The following is a 13,362-nucleotide window of genomic DNA, read 5'->3' on the forward strand; positions in this document are numbered from 1 at the left end:
ACTAGACTGTTTGCCATTGGCTCATCAAGCGCTTGCCAAGATCAGAGGGCGTGGTGTTATGGACGATCATCTCATCACATTGGTTGAACACCATGAAGTGTTTTAGTTCATCGCATAAAGCATGAACCAACGACTCATGGTTTTTGATTCGATCTTCCACAACCAAGTTACGAATATTGAGCAAACGGGTCTTCCTGTCGACCTTACAATCCATTCGTGCCACCAGTTCACCTTGCCATAAAATCGGCAAACTAAAGTAACCAAACTGGCGCTTGGCTTCTGGAACATAACACTCAAGAAGGTAATAAAAGTTGAACAGTGATTGCATTCGCTTTCGTTGAATCAACAAATTATCAAACGGAGACAGTATCTTTAACTTGGTTCGAGAAAGAGGCTGATTCAACAGCTCAAAAGCATCCGGCAACACATAATAATCCGAGCCTTGAACACCCACTTTCATCAACTGCTTATCTTCAAGCATCTGCTGGAGTGTCTTCTGTATCAATGGCTTAGTGTTCTTGAGTAGATAACTCATCTCCGACGCTATTCCCACACCATTAGCTTCTAAATAACGCGTAATTAGATGCTCGATGTACTCTTGTTCCGTTGGTTCTGAGGCATCAATACCACTCGGCAAAACTCGTTCAGTTAGGTCATACACCTTATGGAAGTTCACTCGGCTTGGCACCATTAAGTCACCTTGCATAAACAAAGTTTCTAGTGCCTGTTTGGCCGGTTTACCGCCCCATCCTCCAGGGTTTGGCCTATCCCCTTCAAAATCTTTCGCCATTAATGGCCCTTCGTTCTCAATACGTTTGAGAACATGCGCCATCAGTGCATCATCCTTTTTATACCAATGCTTAAGCTTACCACTCGCAAACCCGTTCTTTCGATGCAAGCTGAAACGATAATCACGCATGGGTAAATACGCGGCGGCGTGCGACCAATACTCAAACACTTCTCGACGCTCTAACAGCTTATCCAGATGATCAAGCTTGTAGTCTTGATTACGATTCCACAGCGTATGATGGTGAGCTCGCTGAATCACAGAGATGGTATCAATTTGAACATACCCAAGGTTTTCAATCGCAGACAGCGTGTTCGCCAAAGTGCCGCCATTGCGTTGCTTTTTAGGTGGCAATTTTTGCGAAAGCAGTACAATTTTTTGCGCTTGAGCGAGTGACAATGATTCCATGTAATTCAGACTCTAATTGATACCAATAATCAGCTTATGATTCAGCAATAAGCTCTTGAAGAATTTGCTTGTATGTTTCTACCGTCTGCGCACCAGTGACTGCACTCTTGCGGTTGAATACCACGGTAGGAACCGCTGAGATTCCCATGCGTTGCCATTCAAACTCTTGCGCTTCAATTTGCTTCAAGTTATCGGTGTTCTTTAGGCGTTTCAGCGCTTTCGTTGAGTCTAAGCCAACCGCTTCAAGTTCTTGTGCGATAACCTCAAGATCAGACAGATCTTTCTGCTCTGAAAAATGAGCAGTAAAGAAGCGTAGCTTTAACTCAGTCTGTTTGCCATGCGCCAACGCGAAATCGAGCAGCACATGCAGGTGACGTGAATTGACCATTCTCATGCTGTCATAGAAATTGAAATCGAAACCAACCGCTTTGCCACGCGCCGCAAGCTGTTCGCGTGAACTTTGACTCTCTTCTGCGCTAGAGCCGTATTTTCTCATGATATGATCACGCAGGTTTTCACCCTCTTGCGGCATATCGGGATTCAACTCAAACGGCTGCCATTCAAGTTCAATCTGCTGTTCTAAGCCAAGTTCAGAAACGGCTTGCTCTAGGTTTTTGTAGCCGACCACGCACCAAGGGCACATTACGTCAGAAATAATATCAAGTTGAAGTTTCTTGCTCATCGTCATTCCAAATATCGTTGATAAAGCGTACCCAATACAAGTGAATACCCATCTTTATCACTAAGACTACTGATTAACTACAAGTTACACCACCTTGAACAATCGTTCAATACAGATAAACACACTAGCTGCCAACAAAAAAGCCAACTCATCTTCACGAGTTGGCTTTGATAAAAATCGGATTGAGCTTAACCGCGTTACGCTAGCAGTTTCTCAAGTACTTGGAATACACCGGCATCGACGTTACTTGGCGCGCCAAAACGCGCAATCTCTTTTAACTTTGGATGTGCGTTTTCCATCGCGTAAGAGTGATAGCTCTCTTTAAGCATTTCCAAGTCATTTAGGTAATCACCAAAACTCATGGTCTGCTCGTAAGTGAAACCTAATGTGTTCTGTAGATGTTTAATCGCCGCACCTTTTGACGCTTCAGCGTTCATCACATCCAACCAAATTTTTGCACTCACAACCACTTGGTAGTTCTCACCGAATTTGGCATCAATAGTTGGGTTCACTTTCTCTTGTGAACCGTCGAAGTGACAGATAGCCACCTTGATGAAATCGTCTTCTACCGCCAGTAAATCTTCTACTTGCTCACGGCGATGGTAGTACTTAGAGATCTCCGCTAGAGCACGCTCATCTTTGGTTTCGATGTACGCTGATTTCTTACCACAAAGCACCACATGTGCACCTTCAATGGCACGCGCTTCTTTGATGATGTCTTTGATGGCATCAGTATCAAGTAAGCAGCTGTAGAGCTCTTGGCCTTTGTGCATCACTAATGTGCCGTTTTCAGCAACGAACATCATACGATCTTTTAGCGGGGAAAAGGTTTCCATCAAGCTGTAGTACTGGCGGCCCGATGCTGCAGCAAAAATGATGTCTTGAGCTTCTAGTCGCTCATAAAGATTGAAGAATTCTGGGTCTAACTTTCCGTGTTCATTAAGCAGAGTGCCGTCCATATCAGCAGCGATAAATTTGATGTTCTGTTGTGGCATTTGAGGGCTTACCTATAAGTAAAGATTAAAGTGTAAATTATGATTTTTCGTTATCTTGTGTAACGGTTCTGCGTTCGATTATATCGCTAGAATAGCCAGTGAATGCAATGCTTTTCGGTAGGCTTGTCTGTTTGAGTCTGACTTTGAATCAAGCTGACCAAATTCACCTCTTACAATAAGTCCTTCGATAAAAGTCATAACCGATTCACTGCGTAATTCGAGTATTGCAGTGTCTACTTCTTCATTACCTCTTACCACATCACGAATGCTGTTTTTGAGCCAAACCTTGTGCTGTCGCGAGAGCATCGCAATGTCATCTTCCGACTCTTTAAATTCGGCTAGCGCGTGCATAAACATACAGCCTTTAAAGTCAGGTTGTTCAAACCATGCAAGGTGCCAATCTAACAGCGCATCCAGTTGGTTTTGTAATCCAGACGTTGATGATAGCGCCGCTTCTAAACTCGACTCGAAACGCTGATGACGCCTTTCTAACACGGCTTCAATCAGCTTGGTCTTCGAACCAAAATGGCGATACATGGATGTTTTGGAAACCGCAGCCTCATCTCTAATCATATCCACCCCAACAGCGGTATAACCAAACTGATTAAACAACGATTCTGCTACATCCAGAATCAGATCTTTTTTACTCATCGTTCATCAACCTCAAATCGCTCTGAAATCGTAGAGCTCAATTTCTCATTGCAAGAAGTGTACAGATCTGTATCATTCAAATCAAACGGTACAGATCTGTACACTTAATATAAAAGAGATAACGAAGAGGAAACGATTATGATCAGCAAACTATCTGGTGGTGGAGCCCTTCCTCCGAAAGCAAGCATTAGCCAGCTTATTAAAGGTTTTATTGGCGGTACACTGGGCATCTTAACCTTGTGTCTATTAGCCGAAAGTTCTGGTTTCCCGTGGTTAATGGCTCCATTTGGTGCGACGTGCGTACTGCTGTTTGCGGTGCCAACATCGCCGTTAGCTCAACCTAGAAACGTCATTGCGGGACACTTTATTTCAGCTGCTGTGGGCTTAATCGCGTTATATGGCTTTGGGGATTCTTATTTGACTATGGCAATCGCTGTCGGCTCATCCATCATGCTAATGCAATACTGTCGAGCGGTTCACCCACCCGCTGGCGCTAATCCGATTGTGATAGCCTTGGCAGGTACCGCACATGTGGATTGGACGTTCTTATTCACTCCCGTATTAGTAGGCACCATCGCTTTAGTTTGTATCAGTGCGCTATTGAATAACAGCGATTCACAACAAAAGTGGCCGTTATACTGGTTTGGTTCATCCAAGTCTTAGTCCATTGAATTTCAATGATAAATATGGATTTTGGCATCCAATTTAAAAGCAAATTGAAAGATCACATTGACCCTTATATAAAATGGGCTTACTATTAATCGTCTTTTAACGATTATGGAAAGCGAAACATCAATATGAACGAAACTTGCTCTACAACTGGTGGCTGTGCTCTGCCAATCGGACATGGTGATGTCGAAGCTGAAAAGCAAATGGCAACTCTAGCGAAAGCGCTCGCTCACCCGGCAAGAGTTCGTATATTGAGTATCCTTTCAACGTTAGAAAAATCGGGCGGCTGTTTGAACAGTGACTTGGTGAGTGAATTAGGTTTGGCTCAATCAACAGTATCAGAGCACCTAAGAATCTTGAAAACCTCTGGCTTCATCACTGCCGAATCGATACCACCGAAGATGTGCTATCGCATTAACCGAGATAATATTCAGCAATTTGAATCGCTTATCGACATCATTTTAAAATAGATTAACCACGCTTAGTTTGTCGAACACAATAGACTAAGCGTATTTTTTGCCTTTAAATATCGTTTTTCGACGATTAACGATAACAACCAAAGAGATAATATAATGAAACCAAAATTAGGTTTTCTCGATCGCTACTTAACGCTGTGGATCTTCATCGCCATGGGCATTGGTGTACTGCTTGGCACCTTGTTCCCACAAATCGAACAGTGGAACGAATCAATGTCTGTTGGCACAACCAACATTCCACTGGCAATTGGCCTTATCTTAATGATGTACCCACCTCTGGCTAAGGTTAACTACAACCTGTTAGGCACCGTGGTAAAAGATAAGAAAGCGATCAAACTATCTTTGATCATGAACTGGCTTGTCGGCCCAATTCTGATGTTTGTGTTGGCGCTAACATTCTTAGGTGACCACCCAGGTTACATGGTCGGCGTGATTCTGATTGGTCTTGCTCGTTGTGTGGCAATGGTTCTGGTTTGGAACGACATCGGCGGCGGTAACAAAGAATACGGTGCGGCATTAGTTGCTCTAAACAGTGCATTCCAAGTGGTGAGCTACAGCTTTATGGCGTGGCTATTCATCAGCGTTCTTCCACCAGTATTTGGTTACGAAGGCATGATGGTTGATATCTCGATGATCGATATTGCACACAGTGTACTTATCTACCTAGGTATCCCATTCCTAGCAGGCTTCCTAAGCCGTAAGATCCTTGTGTCGATGAAAGGCGAGCAGTGGTACAACGATGTGTTCATTCCACGTATCTCACCAATCACTCTGATTGCTCTACTGGCGACTATCGTGCTGATGTTCAGCCTAAAAGGCGAGATGATTGTTGAACTCCCAATGGACGTATTGTTGATTGCGGTTCCACTGACTATCTACTTTACAGCGATGTTCTTCATCAGCTTCTTCATTGGTAAGAAGATGGGCATTGAGTACGACAAAAACGCATCTATTGCCTTCACTGCGACAGGTAACAACTTTGAGTTGGCTATTGCTGTAGCAATCTCTGTATTCGGTATCAACTCAGACCAAGCGTTTGCCGGCGTTATCGGTCCACTGATTGAAGTGCCCGTGCTGATTTACCTAGTGAACGTTGCGCTTAAGATGAAAGACAAGTACTACAACGGTCTGACGGTTAAATCTAGCATCTAGCATCTAGCATCTAGCATCTAGCAGCAGATTAGAAAAACTAAGGGCTTACCTTTCGGGGTAAGCCCTTTCATTTGTCTATGGTTTGGAAAAGATCAATCGAGTAAGGTTTTGAGGTTGTCTTCCAACCACAGCAAGCCCGGCCCTTTCATCGCTTTCTTGGAGATCACCAAATCGACAGGAGGCGACCATGTTTTATGGTCAAACGAGACGTTTATCTGGTTAAGCTTTCCTTGTTGAATCTCATGTTCCACCAAGTAACTCGGTAAGTATGCCCAGCCCACTGAGCTATGTACGATCATCTCCTTGATGGCAACAAAGCTGTTCGCCCACCACACCTTGCCCGCGACTACAGGGAAATGGTCAATCACCTTACCTTTGTTGCCTCGTAGAATAAGCTGTCGATGAGAAATAAAGTCGGGCAACTTCGCAACCGACACTTCAGCTAAAGCATGACTTGGATGACACACAGCAACAAAAGGCAGATTACCGATAAAGCACGGCTCTGAATCGGCATGAAAAGCGAGGTCAGTAAACATCAGGCCGATATCTGCGCGGTCTTGTGACACCAAGCGGTTCACATCGGTACTCGCCGCTGCCATTAACTCAATTTCTGTCGCTGGGAATGTTCGGCTGAACTTATCCAACACCTTCGGCAATGAAGGAAGTAACAAGGCATCATCTAAAGCGATACGCAGTAGCCCTTCCTCTTGATTATTGATGGCATTGACCGATGAATTGAGATCTTCCACTTGTAGAATAATCGCTTTGACCTGTTTGAAGATCTGCTGACCTTGCGCCGTCAGCGTTGGTTTGCGTGTCGAACGATCAAAAAGTTGAACATTAAAATCTATTTCAAGATTACTGATACCTTGGCTCACCGCCGACTGCACCTTGCCCAACTCACGAGCACTGGCAGAAAATGACCCTAATTCAACGGCATACACAAACATCTTCAACTGTTCTATGTTGTACATTCAGTTTCTCCCAATACTTACTATCACCATATGTGATGCTAACTATCTTTATATTATCACTTAAATAGATATTATCTAGACAAGTCATTAGCCCATAGAGGCTAGAAAACATAAAGAGAGTAAAAAGATGTCACATAAAGAACGCATGTTACACATGGTGCTATTTGAATTAGCAGCTTTGATTTTGATGGCCGTGGCGGCAACTTACATTGTTGGGGGCGGAGCTGTAAAAATGGCAGGCTTGGCGCTGTCTTTGTCGCTGATAGCAATGACATGGAACTACGTCTACAACTACGGTTACGACAAGATTTACGGCGCTGACCGCAGCAAACGAACCAAGAAAACACGTATTCTGCACGGCTTAGGTTTCGAACTGGGTTGATGCTGGTGACGTTCCCGCTACTGATGTGGGTACTTCAACTCGATTTCTGGACAGTACTAGTAATGGATATCGGAATTGTTATCTTCTTCGTGCTGTACGCGATTGCGTTCAACTGGGTGTATGACTCGATCCGAGCTCAGTTGGTTGCGAGAGGAAAGGTTGCAGCTCTGGTTTAGAGCTGTAAGTTCTTAACTTATAACAAGAACAAACATCCAAATTGAAACTGCCAAACTACAACTTAGTTGGCAGTTTATTCATTTATGCATATAAGCTCATTTGTTAACGCCCTTGTTACATAGCAAAAACATCACACAGCCCTCCCTAATTAAGTCTAATAATCCGCCACTCACGAAGTAGCATCACAAATCCAAACACAAACTCCTCGTACCAGTTGCGCATTCATTTACATATAGGTAGTTTGAGCGACTTCGCAACCTATCAATTCGAGCAATGACGTTCATGCGAGCATCTTTTTCGAGCAAAAGTGTTCGGATTAACATTTCAAGTGACTTTAATTAACAATTTTATGCTCAAACGCTCACTTTTGATGTTCGTTTATTTTCGAGTTCGCAAATATATGCACAATACACGTGCTAGATAAGCAAAACTAAAAAGGACTCGAACATGACAACAAACAAACACCCTTCTTTATTTGGGCAATGCTTGGCTGAATTTATCGGTACAGGATTACTCATATTCTTTGGCGTTGGCTGTGTGGCCGCTCTGGTATTAACCGGTGCGACATTCGGACAATGGGAAATCAGCATCATCTGGGGCTTCGGCGTTGCGATTGCAATTTACTGTACTGCTGGCGTTTCTGGCGCACACATTAACCCGGCGGTAACCATCGCACTGGCCATGTTCCATGGCTTTGATAAAGCGAAAGTGGTGCCTTACATCATTTCGCAACTGCTTGGCGCATTCTGCTCTGCTGCGCTGGTATACAGCCTATACAGCAACCTATTTACTGATTACGAAATCGCACATAACTTTGTTCGTAGCAGCCAAGACGCACTATCAACAGCAGGTATTTTCTCAACATACCCACATGCTTCACTTTCTTTCTTTGGCGCTTTTGCTGTGGAATTTGTGATTACTGCTGTTTTGATGTTCGCTATCTTAGCGTTAGGTGATGAAAACAACGGCGCATCTCGCGGTGCAATGAATCCTCTACTGATCGGTATTCTTATCGCAGTAATTGGTGGTTCTTTAGGTCCACTGACTGGCTTTGCGATGAACCCTGCTCGTGACTTTGGGCCAAAACTTTTTGCTTACTTTGCAGGTTGGGATTTCGCACTAAGCGGTGCTCGTGATATTCCTTACTTCATCGTTCCAATTCTTGCTCCAATTGCTGGTGCGTGTTTTGGTGGTTGGTTGTACCCACGTGTTATCGGTGCTTACCTACCAGTAGAAGGCCAAGGCTGCACAATTCCAAACCAATGTGAAACAGAAGAAGAAGCTGAACAAGCTCAAGCTTAATCCCTAAGCGACCTTACATTTACTAAAATATAAATAACGAAAGAAAAAGGATTCTTACCATGACCGAGCAAAAATACATTGTTGCCCTAGACCAAGGCACCACAAGTTCTCGCGCTGTAATCCTCGACCACGATGCAAACATCGTTAGCTCTTCTCAAAGAGAATTCACTCAGATTTACCCGAAAGCGGGTTGGGTTGAGCACGATCCAATGGAAATCTGGGCAACTCAAAGCTCTACATTGGTTGAAGCACTTGCTAAAGCAGGCATTCGCAGCGACGAGCTAGCGGGTATTGGTATCACTAACCAACGTGAAACCACCATTGTTTGGAACAAAGAAACTGGCAAACCGGTTTACAACGCAATCGTATGGCAGTGTCGCCGTACAGCAGATATCTGTGAAGACCTTAAGGCGCGTGGCCTAGAAGACTACGTACGTGACAATACAGGTTTAGTCCTTGACCCGTATTTCTCAGGTACCAAAGTAAAATGGATTCTAGACAACGTTGAAGGCGCTCGTGAAGACGCTGAAGCTGGCAAACTACTGTTCGGTACGGTTGATACTTGGTTAGTTTGGAAGATGACTCAAGGGCGTGTTCACGTTACGGATTACACCAACGCGTCACGTACTATGTTGTTCAACATCAATGACCTATGCTGGGACCAGAAGCTACTTGATGAAATGGGCATTCCAGCAGTCATGATGCCTGAAGTGAAGCGCTCTTCAGAGGTTTACGGTCAAACGAACCTTGGTGGTAAAGGCGGTACGCGTATCCCAATCGCGGGTATTGCGGGTGACCAACAAGCTGCACTTTACGGTCAAATGTGTGTAGAAGCAGGCCAAGCTAAGAATACTTACGGCACGGGTTGTTTCCTTCTAATGAACACAGGCCAAGAGAAAGTAACATCGAAGAATGGCCTACTAACAACACTAGCATGTGGTCCTAAAGGTGAGCCTGCATACGCACTTGAAGGTGCAGTATTCATGGGTGGCGCATCTATCCAATGGCTACGTGATGAAATGAAGCTACTGGCTGGTGCAGAAGACTCTGAGTACTTCGCAACCAAAGTAGACTCTTCAAACGGCGTTTACGTGGTTCCTGCATTTACTGGCCTAGGCGCACCATACTGGGATGCTTATGCTCGCGGTACGATTGTCGGCCTAACTCGTGGTGTTAACTCTAACCACATCATTCGTGCAACGCTGGAAGGTATTGCTTACCAAACGCGTGACGTACTAGACGCGATGCAAGCTGACTCGGGCATCAAGCTAGCGAAACTACGTGTTGATGGCGGCGCAGTAGCGAATAACTTCCTAATGCAATTCCAATCAGACGTGCTAGATACTGAAGTTCACCGCCCTGAAGTAACGGAAGTAACCGCTCTGGGTGCCGCTTACCTTGCTGGCCTAGCGGTTGGTTTCTGGGACAGCATTGATGAGCTTCAAGACAAAGCCGTTCTTGACCGCACGTTCATGCCACACCACGACGAAGAGAAGCGTAACCGCCGTTACAAAGGCTGGAAGCGTGCTATCAAGTGTGCACAGGTTTGGTCTGAACTGCACGATGACGACGAAGAGTAATCTAAGCTTGAGTTAACAGAGGAGCACGAATAATCCCTTCTTAGTCGATTAGATTGTTCGAACCTCAGCAAACGAAACTAAAAAGAGCACTATTTTGTGTTCTTTTTTGCGTTTCAGGCTCAAATTCCATGTTTTGAGCAGCGTTTTTGCGGTTTAGACATGATTCCTTACCATCATTACTTCTCTCTTTTCATCAATTCGAGCACAATAGCGTGAGTTTATATTTTCGATTTTGACGCGCTAGAGCCCTTTGCGCGCAGGGAGTGGTAAGTTAAGTGAAGCAGATACCAAGACACCAGCAGATTGTAGATCTGGTAAAAACACAAGGATATGTGAGTACCGAAGAGCTCGTTGAAAAGTTCGATGTCAGCCCACAAACCATCAGACGAGACCTCAATGAACTGGCCGATAGCAACAAAATCCGTCGCTATCACGGTGGTGCAACCATTCCTTTAAGCTCGGAAAACACCTCTTATAACACGCGTAAAGCGCTTAACTTCAACGAAAAAGACGTGATTGCAGACGAACTGGTTAAACACATCCCAGATGGTGCAACCCTGTTCGTTGATATCGGCACTACACCAGAATCAGTCGCACGCGCACTCAACAAAAATCACAAACAATTGAGAGTCGTGACCAACAACATCAATGTTGCGAGCATCCTTCTACCGAACCCAGAGATCAAGGTTATCTTGGCGGGCGGTGAAGTACGTAACCGCGATGGTGGTATTGTTGGTGAAGCGACACTCGATTTCGTGAAGCAGTTCCGCCTCGATTTCGGCATCTTAGGTATCAGTGGCATCGACTTTGACGGCTCACTGCTCGATTTTGACTATCACGAAGTTCGAGTAAAACAAGCCATCATCGAGAACAGCCGCAGCATCTTCTTAGCCGTTGACCACACAAAGTTTGGTCGTAACGCCATGGTTAAGCTCGGCAAGCAATATCTCTCAAGCGCACATGGTGTTTACTAATAAGCAGCCACCGGAAGAGATTCTCAACATCCTTAAAGATTCAGCAATACCATTAGAAGTGATTGATACCGCTCGTCCTGTGAGCGAATAACTCAACATAAGTGCTCAGTGACGCCACTTTCTTAAATGAATCACGATTCTTTATAGAAAAGTTAAAAAAGTAAAACTTGCTCACTACCAGTGTCGCTTCTATGCTCGAATTAGATTTATTTGAACCTCTGCTTTCATAAGCAGAGGTTTTTTTATGTCCAAATCACATAAAACGCGTATAAACGAAAATAATAAATGACCGCAAACGAAAGTTAAGATAGGATTCACTTATGTTCTAAAATGCTCGTTCGCTCAGCAAGAGGTCAAAATCATGAGTGCTCAACAAAATAATTCAAACAACAGTACATCTTCCACTTTAGACTTGATCGTGATTGGCGGCGGCATCAATGGTGCAGGTATCGCGGCAGATGCAGCAGGTCGTGGTCTCAACGTTGGCTTATACGAAGCAAATGATTTTGCTTCTGCTACTTCATCTGCAAGTTCAAAACTGATCCACGGTGGCTTACGTTACCTTGAACATTACGAGTTTCGTTTGGTTTCGGAAGCGCTTGCAGAACGCGAAGTATTGTTAAGAAAAGCACCTCATGTTGCTCAACCAATGCGTTTCCGTTTACCTCATCGACCATTTTTACGCCCAGCTTGGATGATCCGCTGTGGCCTATTCCTTTACGATAACTTGGGTAAACGCACCACACTTCCTGGAAGTAAAACGGTGAACTTGGCTAAATCAGGTTTACTGAAGCCAGAAATGAAGACCGGTTTCGAATACTCAGATTGCTGGGTTGATGATGCGCGAATGGTATTGCTCAACGTTTTGGCAGCAAAAGAAAACAACGCTGAAGTACGCAACTACTGCCGTGTTGAAAAAGCGCACCGTGAGGGTGGTATTTGGCATGTGACGATCCTTGATGTGATGACAAACCAACGCTTTGAACGCAAAGCAAAAGCGCTTGTTAACGCTGCTGGTCCTTGGGTTAAACAGTTCTTTGATGATGGATTAGAGCAGGCTTCGCCTCGTAACATTCGTCTGATCAAAGGCTCACACATTGTTGTGCCACGCATTCATGACGAACCACAAGCGTACATTCTGCAAAACAAAGATAATCGCATTGTGTTCATGATCCCTTACCTAGATAAATTCTCGATCATCGGTACTACCGACCTCGAATACAAAGGCGACCCACGCAACGTTGCCATTGATGATGTCGAAGTGGATTACTTGATTGATATCGTTAACCAGCACTTTGTTAAACAGCTTGGCCGTGAAGACGTGGTTTGGACATACAGTGGCGTAAGACCACTTTGTGACGACGAATCTGATTCACCGCAAGCGATCACTCGTGACTACACGCTCGAATTAGACGCAGAGCTGGATCAAGCACCACTACTTTCGATCTTCGGTGGCAAGTTGACCACTTATCGTAAGCTAGGCGAAGCAGCACTTAAGAAGTTAGAACCACACCTAACCAACATGGGTGCGCCTTGGACAGCCAACAACACGCTTCCAGGCGGTAACTTTAGTTGTAGCAGAGAGCAGCTTGCGAAGATGATCCACACTAAATACCCTTGGGCGTCTGAAGCGTTGTTACTTCGTTATGTGACTCAATTCGGTACTTACACGTGGAAACTACTGGAAGGTGCGAATAGCGAAGCTGACCTTGGCAGCCAATTCTCAAGCGAAGCCCATGGCGTTTATCAAGTTGAAATCGATTACTTGATCAATGAAGAGATGGCGATGACTGATGAAGACATCTTGTGGCGCAGAACCAAACTTGGCCTGTACATGAGCGAATCCGAGCAGCAAGCAGTAACGGATTACCTGAAAGAGAAACTACAAAGCAAGGTAGTGAGCTTTTCTCAAGTAGGCTAATCCCACCAGCCTAAACATGGTTCAAGAACATACTTAACAACGAAGCTTAGCGTCCCCCGCGCTAAGCTTTTTTATATCCGCCCTATTGACAAAACCTTAGTGCTAATTGAATTTACCTATATCTACGGTTTCTTGTATCCAAATATTCTTATGCGTTCAGATAGAGACTGGAACGCATAAACAAAAAAAACTCCCGAAGGAGTTTTTATTGTCTCAATCTGCAATTTGCTAA

Annotated in this window: 11 protein-coding genes and 2 pseudogenes; 8 read left to right on the top strand and 5 right to left on the bottom strand. The window is 44.5% G+C overall.

What is annotated here, in order from left to right:
* Position 1 precedes the first annotated feature (1 nt).
* The 4 genes from QWZ07_RS04540 to QWZ07_RS04555 form a co-directional block, all read right to left on the bottom strand.
* On the bottom strand, positions 2 to 1,195 hold the full coding sequence (locus tag QWZ07_RS04540) for a winged helix-turn-helix domain-containing protein (RefSeq protein WP_192853637.1): 1,194 nt from the start codon (positions 1,193 to 1,195) through the stop codon (positions 2 to 4).
* Between the two features lie 34 nt (positions 1,196 to 1,229).
* Positions 1,230 to 1,877 (bottom strand): DsbA family oxidoreductase, encoded by a 648-nt coding sequence (locus QWZ07_RS04545; RefSeq protein ID WP_192853636.1) that lies wholly within the window; start codon positions 1,875 to 1,877, stop codon positions 1,230 to 1,232.
* 197 nt (positions 1,878 to 2,074) lie between these two features.
* Positions 2,075 to 2,872, bottom strand: coding sequence for a Cof-type HAD-IIB family hydrolase (locus tag QWZ07_RS04550; RefSeq protein WP_102249465.1), 798 nt, complete (start codon positions 2,870 to 2,872; stop codon positions 2,075 to 2,077).
* 78 nt (positions 2,873 to 2,950) lie between these two features.
* The gene (locus QWZ07_RS04555) at positions 2,951 to 3,523 is read right to left on the bottom strand and encodes a TetR/AcrR family transcriptional regulator (RefSeq protein ID WP_076668465.1); all 573 of its coding nucleotides are present in this window, start codon (positions 3,521 to 3,523) and stop codon (positions 2,951 to 2,953) included.
* Between the two features lie 138 nt (positions 3,524 to 3,661).
* Between QWZ07_RS04555 and QWZ07_RS04560 the strand changes: the two genes are divergently transcribed.
* From QWZ07_RS04560 to arsB, 3 genes are all read left to right on the top strand, one after another.
* Positions 3,662 to 4,186: an HPP family protein gene (locus QWZ07_RS04560; RefSeq protein WP_192853635.1), complete on the top strand. Its 525-nt coding sequence runs from the start codon at positions 3,662 to 3,664 to the stop codon at positions 4,184 to 4,186.
* A gap of 134 nt (positions 4,187 to 4,320) precedes the next feature.
* The gene (locus QWZ07_RS04565) at positions 4,321 to 4,662 is read left to right on the top strand and encodes an ArsR/SmtB family transcription factor (RefSeq protein WP_192853634.1); all 342 of its coding nucleotides are present in this window, start codon (positions 4,321 to 4,323) and stop codon (positions 4,660 to 4,662) included.
* Between the two features lie 102 nt (positions 4,663 to 4,764).
* A complete protein-coding gene (gene arsB / locus QWZ07_RS04570) occupies positions 4,765 to 5,820 on the top strand; it encodes an ACR3 family arsenite efflux transporter (protein ID WP_017108881.1) in 1,056 nt (351 codons plus the stop codon).
* 92 nt (positions 5,821 to 5,912) lie between these two features.
* On the opposite strand, the gene QWZ07_RS04575 is transcribed toward arsB, so the two are convergent.
* On the bottom strand, positions 5,913 to 6,794 hold the full coding sequence (locus QWZ07_RS04575; protein WP_076677256.1) for a LysR family transcriptional regulator: 882 nt from the start codon (positions 6,792 to 6,794) through the stop codon (positions 5,913 to 5,915).
* A 127-nt stretch (positions 6,795 to 6,921) separates the two neighbouring features.
* Between QWZ07_RS04575 and QWZ07_RS04580 the strand changes: the two are divergent.
* The 5 genes and pseudogenes from QWZ07_RS04580 (at position 6,922) to glpD (ending at position 13,130) form a co-directional block, all read left to right on the top strand.
* Positions 6,922 to 7,352, top strand: a pseudogene (locus tag QWZ07_RS04580) (PACE efflux transporter).
* 448 nt (positions 7,353 to 7,800) lie between these two features.
* Positions 7,801 to 8,655 carry an MIP/aquaporin family protein gene (locus QWZ07_RS04585; protein ID WP_004732234.1) on the top strand — a complete coding sequence of 285 codons (855 nt, stop codon included), beginning with the start codon at positions 7,801 to 7,803 and terminating at the stop codon, positions 8,653 to 8,655.
* Between the two features lie 59 nt (positions 8,656 to 8,714).
* Complete coding sequence (glpK, locus tag QWZ07_RS04590) at positions 8,715 to 10,235, top strand: glycerol kinase GlpK (protein WP_017108878.1); 1,521 nt, start codon at positions 8,715 to 8,717, stop codon at positions 10,233 to 10,235.
* Between the two features lie 275 nt (positions 10,236 to 10,510).
* Positions 10,511 to 11,300 (top strand): annotated as a pseudogene (locus tag QWZ07_RS04595) (DeoR/GlpR family transcriptional regulator).
* A 270-nt stretch (positions 11,301 to 11,570) separates the two neighbouring features.
* On the top strand, positions 11,571 to 13,130 hold the full coding sequence (gene glpD / locus QWZ07_RS04600) for a glycerol-3-phosphate dehydrogenase (RefSeq protein WP_048669081.1): 1,560 nt from the start codon (positions 11,571 to 11,573) through the stop codon (positions 13,128 to 13,130).
* Positions 13,131 to 13,362: the final 232 nt, after the last annotated feature.

Origin of the sequence: Vibrio lentus, from assembly GCF_030409755.1 — a bacterium.
GTDB lineage: Bacteria > Pseudomonadota > Gammaproteobacteria > Enterobacterales > Vibrionaceae > Vibrio > Vibrio lentus.